We start from the raw sequence: 19,149 nt of genomic DNA, 5'->3' as shown, positions 1-19,149 counted from the left end.
CAGGCACCACCCGAGACCCTCCCAACCGCCGGTTGAGTAAGCCCAGGCACCACCCGAGACCCTCCCAACCGCCGGTTGAGTAGGCCGAGGCGCCAGCCGAGGCCGTATCGAAACCCCACCGCACCCGATCACCGGGGCACGCGGCTGAACCTCCCCGCGGCGCCGACCATATCGGCGACCTCGGTGAACTTCACCCTCGGTCGGCCCTCGCGAACACCGCGACGACGCTCGCTGCTGTCGATGGCCCGGATCCCGCGGTAGCCGATGACATGCCGGGTCCGCTTGCGCAACAGTGCACTGAAGGCCCTCGGCGGGTGTTCGGTACGGATCAGGGTGCCGTCGGCGGCGTCGCGGATGAAGTCCTCGACGGTCGACTCGGCGCACACCTTGTTGGCGCCGATCCCGCCGCTCGGACCGCGCTTCGCCCAGCCCAGGACGTACACGCCGGGGATGACCGCGCCTGCCTCGTCGACCATTCGGCCATCGGTGTTGGGGAACACGCCCCGGTCCTCGTCGAAGGGCAGGCCGGCGATCGGCGTGCACCGGTATCCGATCGACCGCACCATCAGATCGGCGGTAATGGTGTGGCGACGCTCCCCTGTCCGGACGGCCACGGCCTCGACGCAATCCTCCCCGATGATCTCCTCGGGTGCGGTGTGGAACAGGAAGACGATTCGACGCCGGGTCGGGTCGGCCGGTGCCGCGAGATCGGGCACGGCGGAGGGGTCATCGTGGACGACGACCTCCACACCCGGAGTCGTCGCCAGGGCACGGTATTCCGCCGACGTGTAGGCGGCGTTGGCCTGATCTCGACGACCGAGCACCACCACCTCGTGGATGTTCTGCTCCTCGAGGATCCGCAGGGCACGGTCGGCGATGTCGGTGGTGGCGAGCGCCGCAGGCGGAGACACCAGGATTCGCGCGACGTCGAGCGCGACGTTGCCGGTCCCCACCACGACCGCCCGTCCCGAACCATCGGCCGGGATCGGCGGCGCCGCCTTGTCGGGCACGGCGTTGTACCAGGCCACCAGGTCGGTCGCCGACGTCGAACCCGGCAGATCCTCACCGGGGATCCCCAGACGACGGGACTGCATGGCACCGACCGCGTAGAACACGGCGTCGAAGTGCTCGGCGAGCTCGGCCGGGGTGATCTGGCCGGCGGCGGTGTCGGTGCCCACCTCGACGTTGGTCGCCATGGTGACCCGCGGATCGCGGTAGAGCAGGTCGAATCCGCGCAGCACTCCCTTGGTGCCGGGATGGTCGGGCGCCACACCGGCGCGGACCAGTCCGCCCGGCGTCGGCAATTTGTCGATGACGGTCACCGACGCCTCGGTGCGGTCCAGGATGGTGCGCAGGGCATAGCCGCCCGACGGTCCGGTACCGACCAGCGCAACCCGCAGCCCGGCAGGAAGTTTCGGGATCTCGGGGTACTCGACCGTCTGTGTGTCGCCGGTCGGCTCCGATCCCGGCGCAGGCCCCCACCCGGAGGTGATGTCGGCATTGTTCTTGTAGAAGTCCGCGTTGATGTCGATGAACACCGTGTCGCGGGCGCTCAACTTGTCCGCCGGATAGATCGCATCCACCGGGCACGCGTCCGCGCATGCGCCGCAGTCGATGCAGGCCTCGGGATCGATGTGCAGGATGTCGGAGCTACCGAACCCGCGTTCATCGGGCGTCGGGTGGATGCAGTTCACCGGACACACGGACACACACGCCGCGTCGCTGCAGCAGGATTGAGTGATGACGAACATCAGAGCATGTTCGCTTTCCGGTAGTAGTACATCGCCGGGCGGGTCAGCAGCCCGACATCGTCGAGGAACTCCATCAGGTGTGCGCAGCTGCTGCGGATCATCGACTGGAAGTGGGAGTTCGAACGCATCTCGGCGACCGCACGATCGGCGTCGAGTCCCGCGTCGGCGAAGGCCTGCTTCTGCACCAAACTGGTGACGATGAAGTACGCGCCGAGCGCCACATAGAGCGCGCTGAACTGACGCCGGGCCCAGCCGACCCCGTTGAGCGATTCGCGCACCTCCTCGCGCGCGAACTTCATGTGTCGCGACTCCTCGAGCACGTGGATCTCGTTGACGGTCCGGATGAACGGCAGCACGCGGTCGTCGCGCATGCATCCGCGCTGGAAGACGTCGAGCACCTCCTCGGCGACCAGGATGCCGGCGTAGGCGACCTCGTTCTTGGCGGTGCGCTTGAACAGCTTGCCCAGGCGGCCGACCTTCTTGGTCGGCTTGTACGACGTACCGACCATCTTCTCCGACGCCTTGGCGAACATGATCGAGTGGCGACATTCGTCGGCGATCTCGGTGAGCGCGAACTGGAACTCGGGACTGTGGTAGGCGCCGAGGTACTGATCGCGAATGACCATCTCCTGCAGGATCATCTCGAACCAGATGCCGATGTTCATGATCGACGCGAACTCGTGTCGGGTGACGTTGATGCGCTCGTCCTCGGTGAGTTCGTCCCAGTAGGCGGTTCCGTACAGCGACGACCACTCGGGGCTGCATCCGTACTTGGTGGGGTCCATCGGCTCCGACCAATCGATCTCGGTCATCGCGTTGCGCGACAGCCGCGCCGCCGACGCCAGCAGACGCTCGGAGACCTCGTTGGGCCCCTGATCACGCATGCTGATCACGTTCTCTGTGTGAGCGGTGTCTGACCGACCGCCATCGCTCTGCGTCAGTTCCATCGCTGCAGTCATCGGTGTCGACCTCCGGGCCGTTTGGTGAACAAGTGTTCTTTCATGACAATGAGCACTGTTATGACAATGCGTGTTGTCACGATAGCATCAGGGCATGGGGCAGTAAACAGTCTCGGATATATACTCACGAGTAAGTTCCGTGAGAGCGACGAAATAGCAGGTCAAAGGCGGGAGAGCCATATGTCATCGATCTTCATCACCGGCGGGGCGTCGGGTATCGGACTCGCGACCGCCGAGCGTTTCGGCCGCGAAGGGTGGACCGTGGGGGTGTACGACGTCGATGCAGAGGCTCTCGCCAAGGTCGCGGCGAATCACCCCCGGTTCATCACCGGAACCCTGGACGTCCGCGACCCCGAGCAATGGGGCACAGCCCTCGCCGAGTTCACCGCACACACCGGCGGCACCCTTGATGTACTCGACAACAACGCCGGCATCCTCGTCGAGGGCCCGCTGCACGAGATCTCGCCCGACGCCGTGCGTCGCCAGATCGACATCGACGCACTCGGCGTGGCGCTGGGCGCGCAGGCGGCCTACCCGTACCTGCGGAAGACACCGGGAGCCCATCTGGTCAACATCGCGTCGGCGTCAGCGATCTACGGACAGCCCGGCATCGCCACGTACAGCGCCACCAAGTTCTTCGTGGGCGGCCTGACCGAGGCACTCGAACTGGAGTGGGAACACGACGACATCCGTGCCGTCTCCATCTGGCCGCTGTGGGCCAAGACCGCCCTGGCCATGAACGACGCGAAGTCGACGAAGACGCTCGGGGTTCGCATCACGCCCGAACAGGTGGCCGAGAAGGTGTGGGAGTCAGTGCATCCGACCCGGCAGGACAAACTGCTGCACCGCACGAGCTACGCGGTGGGGACGCAGACCCTGGTTCTCGGCAACGCGGCGAAGTTCATTCCGAACTTCGTCAACCGGGCCGTGAACAAGTTCATCGCACAGTAGAAGACGAGAGCTGCTGTCGCGCAGCACCTCCCCGGTTCCGGCCGGCGTCGCCGGGCATCGGGGAGGTGCACGCGAAACCGCCCGTTGCGACCCCCGCCGTCACCACGGTCGACGCGCACGCACCACGACGAGATCCTCGTGCCGCTGTTCCCACGTGATCAGCCCGCGCTTGGCCAACCAGCCTGCCCGCGAATCCATCACGGGCCCGAACGGGATGGTCCACCGCTGCTGCACCGCAGCGTCGAACCCCGCTGCGCCGAGCGCCGCCACCGTGTGGTCGACGCCGGAGATCGCCGAGTGCACCAACAGCATCGTCCCGCCGGGCCGTACCAGCATCGGCCCACGGTCGATGATCGCGTCGATCACATCTCGGCCGTGTTCACCTCCGTCACAGGCGAAGCCGTGTGCCGACGGCGGTGTGTCGGTGGGGGCGGGAACGTAGGGCGGATTCGCGAACACCACGTCCGCGGCCCGACATTCGAGCTCGGTGATGTCGGCGCAGCGGGCGTCCAGCCTGACGCCGTTGGCGCGTGCGTTGGCCCGCATGGCCTCCACCGCGGCCGGATTGCGGTCCACCGCAGTCACATCCGTGGCCCACCTGGCCGCATAGAGGCTGGCCACGGCACTACCAGCACACAGCTCCAGAGCCGATCCGCCGCTCCCGCGGAGCCGAAACTCCTCGGCGACAGCCAGACACAGCAACGCGGAGTCGACGGCCGGTCGGTACACGTCGGGATGATCGGTGATGACAGGTATCGGAACGGGAAGGCTGGCGATGAGAGCCGACGTCGCCTCATCCCATGCCGCGCCGAGTGCGCTCTGGGTGGACATCCCGCGCACACTAACCGGAGTTCCTGAAGAGCTGCTGAAACTCACGATGTAACGCCCTCGAGCGGGTGCAATAGCGAGCTCGTCCCGGCTTCCCAGCGCTGCCAGATGTGCTCGGCCGCCAGTGCATCCAAGGCGATCGCGGTCAGCGCACCACGGAGGAGTGCGGGCCCGGCAGTCGGTTCGGCGCGTGCGAGGCGCCCGGCGACCTCCCGCACGATCAGCTGTTCGTGCACCGAATCTGCCTCGATGTGTTCGTCGTAGAAGAGCCGGGCCGAGCGATCGAAGCCGAGTCGCGCAAGGCCGCGACTGTAGTTCTTGCTCGGTAGCGCCGACGTCATCTCGACCGCACAGAGGTGGCCGACCAGTTCGTGCCGCAGCCGGCGCTGCATCCCGAACATCGACAGCGCGTTCACGCCGGTGAGCGTCGCTGCCGGAATCAAATCGACGTAGTGCGCATAGCCCGGGGACAACCCCATCGCACCCATCATCTGGGCGTACAGCGTCGCGTGCATCCGGTCGAGAACGCCACCGCCGTATTCGTCCATCTGCACCTCGATCAGGGCAGCCTTCGCGGCACCGTGCAGGCGCGGTATCGCCATCGTGTGCACATCGGCTTCGCGAAGCTGGTGCAGCGACCGATGGACGACCAGCTCGCGGAGGTGTGTCACGTCTGCTGTGCGCGCGATGAATTTCGACAGCGGCGGTCCGTCGTCGCGAGCCCCGATCAGCCACAGGGCTGCCGGCACGTCGCCAGTGGCGTCCACCGGGCCCACCAGATGATCGATCGCCTCGAGGAATTCGGCTTCGAGTAGCGAGCGTGCGGTGAGCAGGTCGATATCGGTCTCCCAATCGTCGGAGACGCCCTCGATGCCTCGCAGCTGTAGCTCATAGAGCATCGTCAGGGTGATGGCGACGTCTTCGTCGAGCAGGAAGTCGCGCCCGGTGGGCAGATCTCCTCCGACCAGGCCGGGCAGGTCGCGCGCGCCGCCCGGAGGAGGCTCGACGAGCGCCGCGATCAGGGCCCGACTACGCGGCCCGCGCGCGGCAGGAAGCGGCATCCGCGGCTGAGGGTCGCTGGTAGCGTCGTCGAGGTCGCGAATCGGATACGTGGAAAGTGAGGGCACATGGACTCCGGCGATCACATTGAGGGCGGACAGGTGGACGGCAACCAGGGAAGTGAGCTCCCCGCCTCACACCACACCTCGATCGTCGTCTGTGACGACGGCCCACTGTTGGTACGCGGACCGATCGATCTTTACCAACCCGACGGTAGCCGAATCCCCGTCCGACGTTCCACCATCGCCCTCTGCCGGTGCGGTCGCACATCCACGGCACCCATGTGCGACGGGACACACAAACTGCGCCGGCGGCGGCCCGGAAGCGAGTCCGACGATGCCGCCGATGACACGGGCGGCACCGGCCGATCCGACCGCTGACGCCTCAGGACGGCCTCGATCGCCGTCGCAGCACACCCTCGGGTGCTGTCGGCAGCCGCCATCCGAACAGGAGTCCGGCAAGCCGCAGGCCGGTCGCGACCGCCGTCCCGACGATGAGCCAGATCCAGACCGGCCCCCACGCGTAGGTCCCGCACACGCCGACGATGCCGGCGCCGATCACCGCAGGCACGGCATAGAGGTCAGCGGGCTGCAGCAGCAGGGGCACCTCGTTGGCCAGGACATCACGCAGGATGCCGCCGCCCACCGCGGTGAGCAGACCCACCAGAGCGGCTGCGAACGCGCTGGTGTGCCGATCGAGTGCGAGCGCGGCGCCGCTGGTCGCGAACACACCCATGCCGACGGCATCGAAGATCAGGATGGTGCGGCGGAGTTCGGCGAAGGCCGGGTGGAAGAAGAAGACCGCGAGACTGGTCGCCGCACCGATGACGATCGGCGGCCAGTTCTCGATGGAGGACGGCGGAGTGATCCCCAAGACGACATCGCGGAGGATGCCACCGCCGACGCCGGTGAGGGCACCCACGGTGATGATGCCCCAGAGGTCGAAGTCCTTGCGCACGCCCAGCAACGCGCCGGATGCGGCGAAGACGACGATGCCGACGTCGTTGAGAATCTCCTGCAACACGGGAACATCGTGTCAGCTCCCCGGTGCCGCTTGCACAGAGCACGCCGACGACCGCCCCGGGAGATCCCGGGGCGGTCATCGGTATGTCTTTGTGCGTGCGGGCAATGAGCCGACCGTGGTCGAGCTCAGTGCACGTCGCTCAGCGGCGATCCAGGTCGATGATGCCGGCCTTGGCGGCCTTCACGAGACGACGCGGCATACGCTGGGCGACGCCGTTCACCTTCACCTCTTGCAAAGCGGGGTTGTCCGCCTTCCACTGAGCACGACGGCTGCGGGAGTTCGCCCGCGACATCCGGCGCTTGGGTACAGCCATGGTTGAGCCCTTCTCCTACGTGTAAGTCTGTGGGTTCCCATCCGACCTAGGTCGACAGGTCCCGCCGATCGGTGCGCCCGGTCCGTCACAGCTCTTCAGCCGGTAAGGCGCGGCACACAACCTCCCCAGACTACCGGGCCGGGGTGCGAAGCTCCAAAACGTGCCGGCAGCCTTCGTCAGGCGGCCGCGAACGCCCCGATGATCAGCGCGATGAGCATGATCACCAAGACCACGACGATGATGGCGATCGAGATCCAGCCGAGGATCAGTCCCGCCTTGGCCATCCCCTCCCCCTCCTGGGTTCCCCCCGACGCCGCGATCTCGTCGCGCGCCGAGTTCCCCAGGATCACCGCGACCACGCCGAGCACACCGGGACATGCCACGAAGGACCCGATACCGCAGATCAGCGATGCGATGGCCTTGCCGTTGGTCTGACGGGCGACCGGATAGCCGACGCCGTAGGCGCCGGCACCGCCGTAGTGCGGCGGAGCGCCGTACTGACCCCCGTAGTACGGCGAGCCGTACTGAGCGCTGCCGTACTGACCGGAGCCGTACTGACCAGGGCCGTACTGAGCGCTGCCATATTGACCAGAGCCGTACTGACCGGAGCCGTACTCGGGGTTCGAACCGTACGGGGATGCCGCGTGGGGCTGGGGTGGTGTGGTGCCGCCATAGGGCGACGCCTGGCCATACTCTGGTGCGGCGCCGTACTGATGCGGCGGGCTCGACTGTGGTGCGCCCTCGTAGCCCGGAGTCGGCGGCGACGGCTCATCCGGCTGCGGTGTGGAGGCCGCGGGATCAGCGGGCTGTGCGTGCCTGTCCTCATCCGGAGAGTTCGGTGTCGGATCGGTCGGGTTGGTCATCGATTCGTCCTTCCCCGGGACGGTGCCCGGACTCCAGCGTAGTTTGCCGACACCTCTGTGAGGTCAGCGCGCGATCTCTCTGCCGAGTATGGCCAGCATCACGAGCATCAGCACGATGCCGATCGCGCCGAAGACGATCCCGGCAACCGCCATACCCATCCCCGCGCTGCGACCACCGGACGACCTGATGTCCCGGCGGGACAGAATTCCGAGGACGACGGCGATGACCGGCAGCGGCAGCAGCAACCCACTGCACATCACGGCGAGTGGGAAGGACAACAGACCGCAAACCAGTGCGGCGATCGCGCGCCCGTCGGTCTGCGGCCGCACCCCGTCGTGGTACGGGTAGGGATAGTTCGGGCCTGGCTGGTTCGGCCCGACCGGACCCGGTTGATGCGGCCCCGGTTGATACGGCACCGGTTGATGAGGCACCGGTTGATGAGGAACCGGTTGATGAGGCGTCTGTTGGTACGGCCCCTGTTGATACGGCTGATACGGCGGCACGGAGGGATTCCGAGTCGACGGGTCCGCGAACGGCCACCCGGTATCCGGCGGCACCGCACTCCACTCGTCGTCGGACCGCCCTTCGGGTCCCGAACCGGGAGGATTGGTCACGACGCCCCCTTCGTGCGTGCCGGTCGGCGGCCGGCCACCACCGAATGTCCGATCCAGACTAGGGCAATACACTCGACCGGTGTCAGGCGTGGTCTCGGGCTTCACCGTCATCTTCATCGTGGTGGGGATCGGCTATCTCCTCGGACGAACCCGGGTCCTCGGCGACAGCGCGCACGAGGTGCTCTCGCGTCTCGTCTTCTTCGTGTGTACGCCGGCACTCCTGTTCCACTCGCTGGTGACGTCGGACCTGTCGGTCATCTTCTCCAAGACCCTGATCATCGCCGGCGGCAGTGCGCTCACGATCGGCATCGTGTACGTGATGGTCGCCCGGCTCTGGCTGCGACGGGAGATCCCCGAACTGGCGATCGGCGGGCTCGCGTCGTCGTATGTCAACAGCGTGAACCTCGGACTACCGATCGCCATCTTCGTGCTCGACGACGCATCGTTCATCGCACCTTTGCTGTTGTTCCAGATCCTGATCTATTCGCCGATGGCGCTGATCACGCTCGACGCGACCGTGACCGATCCGGCGCTGGGACACGCGTCGCGATCGACGACTCTGCGTGACGCGGTGATCGCACCGCTCACCAACCCAATCGTCTTGGGCGGCGTGGCCGGGCTGGTGATCTCGGCGATCGGGCTGCGCCCACCGGCGGCGATCCTCGAGCCGATGAAGATGCTCGGCAACGCCTCGGTGCCGTGCGCCCTGCTCGCCTTCGGCCTGTCGCTGACCGGCGCGACGGTGTTCAAGAAGGGCCACAGCCCACGCCGCGACATCGCCTTGGCCAGCGTGCTCAAGATCATCGCCATGCCGGTGCTGGTGTACGTGGTGGCGCGATTCGGTTTCGGCGAAACGGGTCACGCACTGTTCGCGCAGGTGGTCATCGCCGCGCTGCCGACCGCCCAGAATGTCCTCGTGTACGCGACGCGCTACCGTCGGGCGCAGATCATGGCGCGCGACACCGCCCTGATCACCACGCTGAGTTCCATCCCGGCGATCGCCGTCATCGCGCTTCTCCTGGCCTGACCGATACTCGGCCGTCTGACCCGAGCGCCCGCGCACCGACCGACCTCGTGCTCGCACCCACGCGCCGACAGAACCCAGAATCCCGCCGAGAGAACCCCAGATCTCGCCGACAGCACCCATGATCTCGTCGACAGCACCCAGAATCTGCCGCGACGGAGAACCACCCTTCGTGACGCTCGCAGGCTCGCTCCTCAGGGAGCGGGCGGTCACGCTCGCAGGCTCGCTCCTCAGAGCGTGTTTGAAAACTCGGATGTGCGGCGTGTGACGGATGGGATTTGAGTGAACTCCTGGTAGGTCAGTGAGTGCTAACAACACGTACTCACCAGGAGTTCACCATGCCATCATCACCCATCGGTGCGTGCCCGTCCTGCCCGACCCCCACCCACGGGTCTGGTCATCGGTGCGAGGTCTATCCGTCCTCCAGTGTCACCGATGCCCAGTGGGCGGTCCTCGAACCGCTCCTGCCACCGGCCGGGAACACCGCAGGACGCGGTGGCCGACCCGAGAAGTGGTGTCGCCGAACCGTTCTCGACGCCGTTTTATGTTGTCCGCGGCGGTATCGCCTGGCGACAACTCCCCTCGGAGTTCCCACCCGCGATGACCGTCTACGCGATCTTCCACCGCTGGGTCACCAGTGGAGCGTGGCGCCGCATCCACAACTGCCTCCGCGACATGCTGCGCGTGGCCGACGGCCGCAACCCGCTGCCGACCGCGGCAATCATCGACGCTCAATCGATCCCCGGCGCCGATACCGTGCCCGGTGCCAGTCGCAGCTACGACGCCGGCAAGAAGGTCAACGGACGCAAACGCCACATCGCCGTCGACACCACCGGTCTGCTGCTGGCGATCGTGGTCCACGTCGCCAACATCCAGGACGCCGACGGTGGTGCCCGAGTGTTGGCCGCGCTGCGCGCCCAGTTCTCCACCATCACTATGGTCTGGGCTGACGGCGGCTACCGCGGCAGACTGCTTATCTGGGCGAAAAACGTTCTGGCACTAACCGTTACGATCGTCAAACGCACCGACGACATGACTGGATTCCACGTCCTACCGCGCAGGTGGGTCGTCGAACGCACCTTCGGTTGGATCGTCAAACACCGCCGCTGCGTCCGCGACTACGAAACCCGACCCGACCACCACGAAAACATGGTGTACATCGCCCTCATCGCTACCATGTCACGACGACTGGCCAAACTTGCCTGAGTTTTCAAACACGCTCTCAGGGAGCGGGCGGTCACGCTCGCAGACTCGCTCCTCAGGGAGCGGGTGACGCTCAGCACCCAAACCGGTGCTCACACCCGCGGAGGCTTGCGGTCTTTCCGCTTGACGTCGACCCCACCCATGAACGCGATGCCGACGACCCGGATCGTCGGAGCACCCGGGACGCCCTGACCCGACGCACGGCCACCGAATCCGCCCATGATCGCCCACCCGCCGACCTCAACCGTCACGTCGGGCGGAACCGTGATGTCCACCGACCCCATGATGGCGGTGCACCGGATGGTGAGGGTGGGCGCAGTGAACTCGGCGTCGCGAAGATCGAGGTCGACGCCACCCATGATCGCCGTCGCCGAGAGACTGTCCGCGAGCGCCACATTGCCGCGCACCTCGGTGGCGGACATCAGCGCGAACCGATGCTGAATGGGCCGACGATCCGAGGGCACGGCGACCCGGCTCACCCTGGTCTCCCCGACGAAGGGCATGGGCACTCCGAGCTCGCCCACGGGCAGATCGTCGGTGAGCTCATCGAGCTCCCCGAACGTCTTCGCCACCACGGCTTTCCCTGCCCGCTCCTCGTACTCGGCCGGCGACAAGCTGCCAACGGCCATCGCCGCGGACAGGATCCGATGCACGAGTTCGCGATCCGCGTCGGCGGCACGCAACCGCGCCCTGCGATCGTCGGGGGCCGGGAGATCGTCCGGGTTCATCACAATCAGCAAGCCTAGTGGCCGCCCAGGCACAGAACCACCCTGATTTCGATGGCCGCGAACACTCGAGAACCCCAGGAAAACCCCGAGATTTCCCCCGAGTCGTCCACCCGTATCACTTGCGGCGGCCCCGACGCGCGCTGAGGTAATCGCCCACCACGGCGGCACCGAGCCCGTCGATGTCAGGCGCTACCACTCGGCCACCGATCCGCCGCGCGATCTGATCGATGAAATGCGCCAGCCCCGGGTCCTCACCGAGCCGGAAGAACGTCACCTGCGCACCGAATCGGGCCACATGGTCGAGTTCACGCACCGTCAACGCGATCGTCTGCGGATGCGGCGGATAGAAGAAGAATGGCTCCCCACTCGGATCCAGATGCGCTGTCGGCTCGCCGTCGGTGACCACGAGGACCACTGGTTGTGCATTCGGGAAACGTCGCAGATGACGCTGCGCCAGCAGCAGGGCGTGATGCAGGTTGGTGCCCTGCTCCATCCGGGGCTGCAGGCCGGTCAGTTCGGCGATGTCGATGGACCGTGCATATCGGCCGAACGCGATCAGGTGCAGTTCATCGCTGCGGAACCGGGTGGAGATGAGGTGATTGAGCGCGATGGCGGTGCGCTTCATCGGCGTCCACCGACCCTCCATCTCCATGGAGAACGAGGTGTCGACGAGCAGCACGACCGCCGCTTGGGTTCGGGCCTCGGTCTCGGCGACCTCCACATCTCGCACGTCGATCCGCACTCCGGACCTGGCCATCTCATTGGAGACCAACGACGGTTCGTCGCTCTCGGAGACGGTCCGCAGCACCGCATTCGACACGGTTCGCGTCACGTCCCAGGGGTCGGTGTCGCCGAACTCCCATTCGCGTGACGCACCGGTCGGTTCGCCGAGTGCCCCGCTGCGACGCGTCTGCCGATCTCCACGTCCCGACAACTGTTCGGCGATGTCGCGGAAGATCGACTGCCCCAACTGCCGCATCGCCTTCGGACTCAGCCGCAGCTGACCGTCGGAGGTCCTGTCGAAAAATCCCTCCTCGGACAGCGCCTTCTCCAGCTCCTGCAGCGTCCGCGCATCCACGCCCGCCTGCTCCCCGAGCTGGCGTTCCAGGGCGTCGATGTCGATGTCGTCCATCTGTGCGCCGGCATACTGTTGGGAGAGTTGCTCGCTGAGCGCCTCGAGTTCGGAGATGTCGCGCAGTGCAGCCGCACCTTCGCCGAGACCCATCGGCTGGTCCCCCGAGAACGACTGCGCGTCGTCCCAGTCCAGACCCGGGCGCGCCTGACGAAGCGCCGAATCCATCTGCGACAGTTGACTCATCAGCTCCGGCGAGCCGAAGGCCTGCTGCGCCAGCTGATCGAGTTCGGCCCGCTGTTCCGGGGTCAGCGAGTTGTAGAACTGCTGAGCCGCCGCGGCACGCTGGGCCAGCGAGTCGATGAGTTCTTCGGTGTTGCGCGGGTTCTCGGGGAAGAACTCGCCGTGCTTGTCCATGAACTCGTCGAACTGCTCGGTGGTGTCCTCGCCACGGTTGTGCGCGTCGAGAAGCTGGTTGAGATCTTTGAGCATCTCCGAGATGCGCTGGCGGTCCTGCTCGCCGGCACCTTCGAGGGCCTCTTTCATCCCGGCGAAGCGCTGGTCGAGCAGCTCCCGTCCGAGCAGGTCCTTGATCTTCTCGTAGTCCTCCCGGGCCTGCGGGCTGCGCCAGTTGTATTCGGACAGTTCCTCGACGGCCTGCGCCGTCGACGCCGGAAGGCTGCCGATCTGCATCTCCGCGAAACGTGCATCGTCGTCGAGGTCGCGGGCGAGCTGCTTGCGCTCCTCCAGAACCGCCCGGTCGAGCAGTTCCCGGATCTCGGCGAATGTCCCGTCGAGATTGCGCTTCTTCAACAGCTCCTGGCGACGCCGGTTCACCTGTTCCCGAAGCCGGTCGAGCCCACGCATGTCCTGGGTTCCGCGACGCAGGAACTCACGCAATGCCCGCTGCGGCGACGCACCGGCCATCACGTCGTCGCCGATGTCGCGCAACGCCTCCCGCAGATCCACCGGAGGCGCAAGCGGGTCTGGACCACCGGTGTACCGCTGATATCGGGACCGGTGAAAACTCTTGTGCGCCATGGTCTGTGCCCCTCAGTTCAAGTGTGTGGAGAGCGAGGTTGAGCCCCGTGGAAGACAGAGCTTGCGAGCGTCACCCCCCGGCCCCTGAGGAGCGAGCTTGCGAGCGTCACCCCCCGGCCCCTGAGGAGCGAGCTTGCGAGCGTCACCCCCCGGCCCCTGAGGAGCGAGCTTGCGAGCGTCACCCCCCGGCCCCTGAGGAGCGAGCTTGCGAGCGTCACCCCCCGGCCCCTGAGGAGCGAGCTTGCGAGCGTCACAAAGGGCCGACCCTTCGTGACGGCCCTCCGCTAGCGCTCCGGGCCTCCTCAGGGATCGGGGGCTGAGCCGCACACCCTCGGCACCCAGGGATCGGGGGTTGCGCCGCACACCCTCGGCACCCAGGGATCGGGGGCTGAGCCGCACACCCTCGGCACCCAGGGATCGGGGGCTGAGCCGCACACCCTCGGCACCCAGGGATCGGGGGTTGCGCCGCACACCCTCAACCCACGTGGGTCGGAGGTCGCGGCGCGCGCACTCACTCCTCACCGCCGCGCGCTGCGGCTGCTCAGCCATAGATCGTCTGCCCGGACTCGTCGGCCTCTTTGCCAATACGTCGTGCGAGGAACAATCCTTCCAGCGCGAGTTCGACCGCGCTGGCGCGTTCGCCGTCCACCTCGGCGTCGAGACGTTCGGCGATCGCGTCGAGCACCTCAGCGGTGACCTCCGGCGCGGGGATCGACCCGAGGAGATCCGCGGCGGTGACGCGGTCCCCGGTCACGACCGGTTCGCCGTTCTCCAAGGCGTCGACCAACGGCGCCATGTCGATGCCGCCGAGGTGCGCGCGCACTGTATCGGCAACCGACTTGCGCATGAGGTGCTCGAGTATCTCGAGTTCGCGGCCTTCCTCGCCGGATTCGAACTCGATCTTTCCGCGCAGCACCTCGATCACCGACTCCAGATCGACGACGCGGGCCACCGGAACGTCCTCGCCGGTCACGGTCGCGCGGTGCAGGGCGGCGGCCGCGACGGTCTCCGCGCCTGCGATCGAGAACCGCGCCGAGACCCCGGAACGCTGGTCGATCGACGGATGGTCACGCGCGTACCGCGTGAACCGCGCCAAGATCTCGGTGATGAACGTCGGCACGGTCGCGGTGAGGTCCGACTCCTGCTCGATCACCGCGACCTCGTCGTCGAGTTCGAGCGGGTAGTGGGTACGGATCTCGGCGCCGAATCGGTCCTTGAGCGGCGTGATGATCCGCCCACGATTCGTATAGTCCTCGGGGTTCGCGCTGGCCATCACCAACACATCCAGCGGGAGGCGGAGCGTGTAGCCGCGGACCTGGATGTCACGCTCCTCCATCACGTTCAGCATCGAGACCTGGATGCGTTCGGCCAGGTCTGGCAACTCGTTGATGGCGACGATGCCGCGGTGGGCCCGCGGGATGAGGCCGAAGTGGATCGTCTCGGGGTCACCCAGGCTGCGGCCCTCGGCCACCTTCATCGGGTCGATGTCACCGACGAGGTCGGCGACCGAGGTGTCCGGCGTGGCCAGCTTCTCGCTGTAGCGCTGGCTACGGTGGCGCCACTCGATCGGCAGGTCGTCGAGTAGATTCGCCGCTTTGCGGATCGACCCCGGTGTGATCGGTTCATAGGGGTGTTCGCCCAGGTCGGAACCCGCGATGACCGGAGTCCACTCGTCGAGGAGCCCGACCAGGGTGCGCAGGATGCGCGTCTTGCCCTGACCGCGCTCACCGAGCATCACCACGTCGTGGCCGGCCAGCAACGCCCGTTCGAGCTGCGGGATGACCGTCGCCTCGAACCCGACGATGCCCGGCCACGGATCGCGACCCTCGCGAAGGGCGGACAGCAGGTTGTTGCGGATCTCATCACGCACGCTGCGTTGGATGTGACCACTGGCGCGCAGTTCACCCAGCGTGCGGGCGGACGGATGGCGGGTTTCGGTGGTCTGAGAGGTATGGGACGTGAAATTCTCCTCTGGCACCCTGTCCACGGTACTCCGCTTGTGCGGCCCGTCACCGTGTGACAGAACCGGACCACTCCGGATCGCGGCCGATGAATGCGGCCAGGCGGGTCACCGGATCGGCGTCGTCGGCGACGGGAACGGCCGGGCCGTACTGGCCCGACGACCGCAACAGATCCTCGATACCGACCATCCCGGCGAGCAGCTGCTCGGCGAAGTCCGGATCGAGATCGGGCGGGTTACCCGCGGCGACGGCGAGGTCCCACGTGTGCATGAACACGTCGGCCGTATAGAACCGGTCGACTGCGTCCGCCAATCGGTGCTCGCCTGCCATCGGGTGACGGAAGGTGTCGTCGGCGGAGGGCCCGTCGAGCAACTCCTGGACGGCCGCGGCGTGAGCCTGCCACGCCGAGAGCGGATCCTCGGATACCTTCGGGCCCTGGCGAAGATACACTCCCCCGCCCGCGAGAAATCCGGGGAACCACTCGACGAGGTGGGCGACGACATCGCGTGCCACCCAGCCGTCGACCGGTGTCGGGGCATCCCAGTCGGACACAGCGGCAATCTGATCGGCAAAATCTGCGGCCACGGCACGATGACGTTGGGCCACGGAGAGACCGGAGATCGAATCGGACACTGTGATCACACCTCACCTGAGGCCAGCAGCTTCTCGAGCGCGGCGTATCCCTCGTTGACGCCGGTCTCCATGCCCGAGGCCAGCCAGCCGTCGCGGGCTTCGAAGCTGTCGCACAGGGATTGGGCGTGTAGCCGGGTGGTGCCGTCGCCGAGGTCCTCGAACGAGAGAGTCTCCAGCGCCACTTGATCGGGCATGCCCTCGAAGGTGAAGGTCTGCACGATCGTGTCGTCGGACACCGTGTGGAAACATCCACGGAAACCGAACTCCTCGTCGCCCCGTGTCGACACGTATCGCCAACTCCCGCCATCGCGGGCATCCCATTCGATGACGCGGCTGCTGATCGAGTCGGGTCCGACCCAGCGGACGAACAGGTCCGGGTCGATGTGCGCCTTCATCAGTTGCGCCGGCGTTCCGCGGAAGTCGCGCGTGATCCGGATGATGGGCACCTCTTTGTCCGCCTCGATCGCGGCCTCCGCGTAGCGGGTCTGCACTGCACTCATGACGCCTTTCCTTTCCTTCGGGGTTTCTCGTCCTCGCGACGTCGTGCCGCGGGTCCGTCGTTCATGGCGATGGCGGGGCCATCATTCATTTCTGCCAACAGGGCGTCGAGTCGCTGATAGCGCTCCTCGGCCTGCCTGCGATAGCGCTCGATCCATTTGGTCATGAGGTCGAACACCTCCGCTTCCAGATGGACCGGGCGGGTCTGCGCCTCCCGGGTGCGGGTCACCAGGCCGGCATCCTCGAGCACCTTCAGATGCTTGGACACCGCCTGAATGCTGACGTCGTACGGGTCGGCGAGCTGGCTGACCGTCGCGTCGGACACCGCCAGACGGGCAACCATGTCGCGCCGGGTCGGGTCCGCGAGAGCGGCGAAAACCTTTGACAGCTCGTCTGCCACCTGACGCCTCCTCAACCGTTCGGTTGAATACGACTCTGCGCTCCTGACGCTCCGTTGTCAACCCTTTGGTTGAATACGATCGCGGGCCAGGCCATGGAATGCAGAAACCTCATCTGTCGTCAGAAACCCTTCGTGCGCGGAAAATTGCTGACGAGAGATGAGGTTTGGTGTTCTCCAGAGACCGTCAGTCGGCGGGACCGAGCGGTGCATCGCCGCGCAGCGTGATCCGGTGCATCACCCGCCGGGTGTCGCCGTAGTCGCGGTTCGCGTAGTGCAGGGTGTTGCGGTTGTCCCACATCACGATGTCACCGAGACGCCACCGATGACGGACGATGTGCTCCGGCTTGGTGATGTGGGCGTACAGCAGATCGAGGATGCCTCGGCTCTCGGCGTCGGAGACGCCCTCGATGTGGGAGGTGAAACCCGGGTTGACGAAGAGTGATCTGCGCCCCGTCTCCGGATGGATTCGTACCACTGGATGAGCGACCGGCACGAGTTCGGTGACTTCCTCCCCGTCCCAGGTGTTTCCGCGGCCATCACGCCGCTGTTTGAGGTAATAGCCGAAGGCACGGTTGCCGTCATGTACCGCAGTGAGCGAATCCACCAGACGGCGCATCGGCTCCGACAACGACTGATAGGCCAGCTCGGCGTCGGCCCAATTGGTGTCACCGCCATTGCGCGGCAACACGACCGGACGCAGGATCGATCCCATCGGCGGCCTGGGCATGAAGGTGACGTCGGTGTGCCAGACGTCGGCGAATCCGTCGTCGCTGCTGTCGAGCGCGTAGACCTCGCCCGGAACGTCACCGCTGTTCCACACCGGATGCCCGAACGTCAGATCCCCGATCCGACGGCCGAACTCGATGTGGGTCGCGTCGTCGATGTGCTGATCGCGCAGGACCACGACCTTGTAATCGATCAGCGCGCGTCGCAGCGCGATGATCTGGCTGTCCGTGAGCACCGCGACATCGACCCCACGGATCTCCGCACCGAAGTGCGGACCGAATTCGTGGATGTCGAACTCGACGCCAGACGAGATCGTTGCGCTTTTCACCTGGCCGAGGGCTGAATCGATACTCACGGTGCATGTGTAGCCGTCCGGTGCGCGGACGACCAGACTTTTCCTCGCCGCGAGCGAAACGCCGCGGGTTCTCTCGACGCGATCCCGGATTCCGTCGACGCGATCCCGGGTTCCGTCGGCGCGATCCCGGATTCCGTCGACGCGATTCCGGGTTCCGTCGACGCCATTTCGGGTTCTCTCGGCGCAGTTCCGGGTTCTCTCGGCACGATTCCGGGTTCTCTCGGCGCGATCCCGGATTCCGTCGACGCTATTTCGGGTTCCGTCGGCGCGATCCCGGGTTCCGTCGGCGCGATTCCGGGTTCCGTCGGCGCGATCCTGGGTTCCGTCGGCGCGATTTGGGGTTCTCTCGGCGCGATTTGGGGTTCTCTCGGCGGTGCCGGGACGGTGCGAGGTCAGCCGACGGCGAGCCAGGCCGCGAGGCAGAGTCCGCCGATGCCGACGACGATCCGCAACGGTTCTGCGGGCAGTCGCCGGACCACCGGGGGCCCGCACCAGCCGCCGGCGAGACACCCGATCGCCATCGCGAATGCGGCCGCCCAGTGCACCGGACCGAAGATCATGAAACCGACAGCGGCAACGGTGTTCGCGATTCCCAGGAACACCGACTTCGACAGCGCGGCGCGCCACAACGGCTCACTGGTGAGCACCAGCATCAATGCAAGGACCATGATGCCCGCACCCGCACCGAAGTAGCCGCCGTAGACGGAGATCAGGACGAGGCCGATGAGCCACGGTCCGGGGCGGTCGGCGTGGCTCGTGGCCCACCGCCGCAGCATCGGCTGGCCCAGCAGACACAGCGCGGCGAGCGCCACGAGGAACGGGACGATCGCCTCGAAGGCGCCTGGCGGGGTGAGCAACAGGGTCACGGCGCCGATCGTGCCGCCGACCAGGGAGGCGACGATGCCGCCGATCAATCGACGCCGGTCGCCGTCGAGCAGAACACGTCCCGACTGCGCCGTACTACCGATACCGACGGCCACCAGGGACACGGTGTTGGTGACGTTGGCGGCGATCGGTGGCAGCCCGACCGCGAGCAGCGCCGGATAGCTCACCACCGACGCCAATCCCGTGATGTAGCCGATGAGTCCGGCACCGAATCCGGCGGCGACGAGAAAAGCGAACTCGGCCGGACTCACGAACTCGGGG

General features: G+C 66.6%; 21 protein-coding genes and 1 pseudogene. 6 read left to right on the top strand and 16 right to left on the bottom strand.

Annotated features, from left to right (window positions below; genetic code table 11):
- Positions 1 to 128: 128 nt before the first annotated feature.
- Both ACVT6V_RS12300 and ACVT6V_RS12295 read right to left on the bottom strand, forming a co-directional pair.
- The gene (locus ACVT6V_RS12300; protein ID WP_489900029.1) at positions 129 to 1,751 is read right to left on the bottom strand and encodes an FAD-dependent oxidoreductase; all 1,623 of its coding nucleotides are present in this window, start codon (positions 1,749 to 1,751) and stop codon (positions 129 to 131) included.
- On the bottom strand, positions 1,751 to 2,710 hold the full coding sequence (locus ACVT6V_RS12295; protein WP_489900027.1) for an AurF N-oxygenase family protein: 960 nt from the start codon (positions 2,708 to 2,710) through the stop codon (positions 1,751 to 1,753). Before ACVT6V_RS12295 ends, ACVT6V_RS12300 begins: the two co-directional genes overlap by 1 nt.
- 180 nt (positions 2,711 to 2,890) lie before the next feature.
- Here ACVT6V_RS12295 and ACVT6V_RS12290 point away from each other — a divergent pair, with 180 nt between their 5' ends.
- On the top strand, positions 2,891 to 3,661 hold the full coding sequence (locus ACVT6V_RS12290) for an SDR family oxidoreductase (RefSeq protein ID WP_489900026.1): 771 nt from the start codon (positions 2,891 to 2,893) through the stop codon (positions 3,659 to 3,661).
- A gap of 99 nt (positions 3,662 to 3,760) precedes the next feature.
- Here ACVT6V_RS12290 and ACVT6V_RS12285 read toward each other — a convergent pair whose 3' ends face one another.
- The gene (locus ACVT6V_RS12285) at positions 3,761 to 4,492 is read right to left on the bottom strand and encodes a HemK2/MTQ2 family protein methyltransferase (protein ID WP_489900025.1); all 732 of its coding nucleotides are present in this window, start codon (positions 4,490 to 4,492) and stop codon (positions 3,761 to 3,763) included.
- Positions 4,493 to 4,533: 41 nt separating this feature from the next.
- Complete coding sequence (locus ACVT6V_RS12280) at positions 4,534 to 5,550, bottom strand: iron-containing redox enzyme family protein (RefSeq protein ID WP_489900024.1); 1,017 nt, start codon at positions 5,548 to 5,550, stop codon at positions 4,534 to 4,536.
- A 66-nt stretch (positions 5,551 to 5,616) separates the two neighbouring features.
- On the opposite strand from ACVT6V_RS12280, the gene ACVT6V_RS12275 reads away from it, so the two are divergent.
- Positions 5,617 to 5,928, top strand: a complete 312-nt coding sequence (locus ACVT6V_RS12275; protein ID WP_489900022.1) for a CDGSH iron-sulfur domain-containing protein — start codon at positions 5,617 to 5,619, stop codon at positions 5,926 to 5,928.
- Between the two features lie 4 nt (positions 5,929 to 5,932).
- On the opposite strand, the gene ACVT6V_RS12270 is transcribed toward ACVT6V_RS12275, so the two are convergent.
- From ACVT6V_RS12270 to ACVT6V_RS12260, 3 genes are all read right to left on the bottom strand, one after another.
- The gene (locus ACVT6V_RS12270; RefSeq protein WP_489900021.1) at positions 5,933 to 6,571 is read right to left on the bottom strand and encodes a trimeric intracellular cation channel family protein; all 639 of its coding nucleotides are present in this window, start codon (positions 6,569 to 6,571) and stop codon (positions 5,933 to 5,935) included.
- A gap of 139 nt (positions 6,572 to 6,710) precedes the next feature.
- Positions 6,711 to 6,884: a 50S ribosomal protein L32 gene (gene rpmF, locus ACVT6V_RS12265; protein WP_489900020.1), complete on the bottom strand. Its 174-nt coding sequence runs from the start codon at positions 6,882 to 6,884 to the stop codon at positions 6,711 to 6,713.
- A gap of 176 nt (positions 6,885 to 7,060) precedes the next feature.
- Positions 7,061 to 7,291 (bottom strand): DUF4190 domain-containing protein, encoded by a 231-nt coding sequence (locus tag ACVT6V_RS12260; protein WP_489900794.1) that lies wholly within the window; start codon positions 7,289 to 7,291, stop codon positions 7,061 to 7,063.
- A gap of 72 nt (positions 7,292 to 7,363) precedes the next feature.
- Between ACVT6V_RS12260 and ACVT6V_RS12255 the strand changes: the two genes are divergently transcribed.
- Positions 7,364 to 7,789, top strand: coding sequence for a pentapeptide repeat-containing protein (locus tag ACVT6V_RS12255; protein WP_489900793.1), 426 nt, complete (start codon positions 7,364 to 7,366; stop codon positions 7,787 to 7,789).
- Between the two features lie 21 nt (positions 7,790 to 7,810).
- Here ACVT6V_RS12255 and ACVT6V_RS12250 read toward each other — a convergent pair whose 3' ends face one another.
- On the bottom strand, positions 7,811 to 8,179 hold the full coding sequence (locus ACVT6V_RS12250) for a DUF4190 domain-containing protein (protein WP_489900019.1): 369 nt from the start codon (positions 8,177 to 8,179) through the stop codon (positions 7,811 to 7,813).
- A gap of 262 nt (positions 8,180 to 8,441) precedes the next feature.
- Here ACVT6V_RS12250 and ACVT6V_RS12245 point away from each other — a divergent pair, with 262 nt between their 5' ends.
- The 3 genes and pseudogenes from ACVT6V_RS12245 to ACVT6V_RS12235 all read left to right on the top strand — a co-directional run bounded on the left by ACVT6V_RS12245 (position 8,442) and on the right by ACVT6V_RS12235 (position 10,592).
- Positions 8,442 to 9,389 carry an AEC family transporter gene (locus tag ACVT6V_RS12245; protein ID WP_489900018.1) on the top strand — a complete coding sequence of 316 codons (948 nt, stop codon included), beginning with the start codon at positions 8,442 to 8,444 and terminating at the stop codon, positions 9,387 to 9,389.
- A gap of 335 nt (positions 9,390 to 9,724) precedes the next feature.
- Positions 9,725 to 9,986: pseudogene (locus ACVT6V_RS12240) on the top strand (transposase); the annotation flags it as partial.
- The gene (locus tag ACVT6V_RS12235) at positions 9,987 to 10,592 is read left to right on the top strand and encodes an IS5 family transposase (protein WP_489900792.1); all 606 of its coding nucleotides are present in this window, start codon (positions 9,987 to 9,989) and stop codon (positions 10,590 to 10,592) included.
- Between the two features lie 89 nt (positions 10,593 to 10,681).
- Here the strand turns inward: ACVT6V_RS12235 and ACVT6V_RS12230 are convergent, their stop codons facing one another.
- From ACVT6V_RS12230 to ACVT6V_RS12195, 8 genes are all read right to left on the bottom strand, one after another.
- Positions 10,682 to 11,317: a DUF1707 SHOCT-like domain-containing protein gene (locus tag ACVT6V_RS12230; RefSeq protein WP_489900791.1), complete on the bottom strand. Its 636-nt coding sequence runs from the start codon at positions 11,315 to 11,317 to the stop codon at positions 10,682 to 10,684.
- Between the two features lie 115 nt (positions 11,318 to 11,432).
- On the bottom strand, positions 11,433 to 13,430 hold the full coding sequence (locus tag ACVT6V_RS12225) for a VWA domain-containing protein (RefSeq protein ID WP_489900017.1): 1,998 nt from the start codon (positions 13,428 to 13,430) through the stop codon (positions 11,433 to 11,435).
- Between the two features lie 541 nt (positions 13,431 to 13,971).
- Positions 13,972 to 15,417, bottom strand: coding sequence for a sigma 54-interacting transcriptional regulator (locus ACVT6V_RS12220; RefSeq protein WP_489900016.1), 1,446 nt, complete (start codon positions 15,415 to 15,417; stop codon positions 13,972 to 13,974).
- A gap of 22 nt (positions 15,418 to 15,439) precedes the next feature.
- Entirely contained in the window at positions 15,440 to 16,024 is a 585-nt protein-coding gene (locus tag ACVT6V_RS12215) for a maleylpyruvate isomerase family mycothiol-dependent enzyme (protein ID WP_489900015.1), read from the bottom strand.
- 5 nt (positions 16,025 to 16,029) lie between these two features.
- Positions 16,030 to 16,524, bottom strand: a complete 495-nt coding sequence (locus ACVT6V_RS12210; protein WP_489900014.1) for an SRPBCC domain-containing protein — start codon at positions 16,522 to 16,524, stop codon at positions 16,030 to 16,032.
- A complete protein-coding gene (locus tag ACVT6V_RS12205; RefSeq protein ID WP_489900013.1) occupies positions 16,521 to 16,922 on the bottom strand; it encodes an ArsR/SmtB family transcription factor in 402 nt (133 codons plus the stop codon). Before ACVT6V_RS12205 ends, ACVT6V_RS12210 begins: the two co-directional genes overlap by 4 nt.
- Positions 16,923 to 17,106: 184 nt before the next feature.
- On the bottom strand, positions 17,107 to 18,003 hold the full coding sequence (locus tag ACVT6V_RS12200) for a TauD/TfdA dioxygenase family protein (RefSeq protein ID WP_489900012.1): 897 nt from the start codon (positions 18,001 to 18,003) through the stop codon (positions 17,107 to 17,109).
- Positions 18,004 to 18,395: 392 nt separating this feature from the next.
- Complete coding sequence (locus tag ACVT6V_RS12195; protein WP_489900011.1) at positions 18,396 to 19,139, bottom strand: sulfite exporter TauE/SafE family protein; 744 nt, start codon at positions 19,137 to 19,139, stop codon at positions 18,396 to 18,398.
- Between the last annotated feature and the right edge of the window lie 10 nt (positions 19,140 to 19,149).

Source organism: Gordonia sp. LMA167, assembly GCF_058130025.1.
This window is presented reverse-complemented; position numbering and strand designations above follow the sequence as displayed.

Coding starts and splice junctions, on each gene's coding strand:
- ACVT6V_RS12300 (WP_489900029.1), bottom strand. CDS start 1,751: ATGTTCGTCATCACTCAATCCTGCTGCAGCGACGCGGCGTGTGTGTCC.
- ACVT6V_RS12295 (WP_489900027.1), bottom strand. CDS start 2,710: ATGACTGCAGCGATGGAACTGACGCAGAGCGATGGCGGTCGGTCAGAC.
- ACVT6V_RS12290 (WP_489900026.1), top strand. CDS start 2,891: ATGTCATCGATCTTCATCACCGGCGGGGCGTCGGGTATCGGACTCGCG.
- ACVT6V_RS12285 (WP_489900025.1), bottom strand. CDS start 4,492: ATGTCCACCCAGAGCGCACTCGGCGCGGCATGGGATGAGGCGACGTCG.
- ACVT6V_RS12280 (WP_489900024.1), bottom strand. CDS start 5,550: ATGCCGCTTCCTGCCGCGCGCGGGCCGCGTAGTCGGGCCCTGATCGCG.
- ACVT6V_RS12275 (WP_489900022.1), top strand. CDS start 5,617: ATGGACTCCGGCGATCACATTGAGGGCGGACAGGTGGACGGCAACCAG.
- rpmF (WP_489900020.1), bottom strand. CDS start 6,884: ATGGCTGTACCCAAGCGCCGGATGTCGCGGGCGAACTCCCGCAGCCGT.
- ACVT6V_RS12235 (WP_489900792.1), top strand. CDS start 9,987: ATGACCGTCTACGCGATCTTCCACCGCTGGGTCACCAGTGGAGCGTGG.
- ACVT6V_RS12230 (WP_489900791.1), bottom strand. CDS start 11,317: ATGAACCCGGACGATCTCCCGGCCCCCGACGATCGCAGGGCGCGGTTG.
- ACVT6V_RS12225 (WP_489900017.1), bottom strand. CDS start 13,430: ATGGCGCACAAGAGTTTTCACCGGTCCCGATATCAGCGGTACACCGGT.
- ACVT6V_RS12210 (WP_489900014.1), bottom strand. CDS start 16,524: ATGAGTGCAGTGCAGACCCGCTACGCGGAGGCCGCGATCGAGGCGGAC.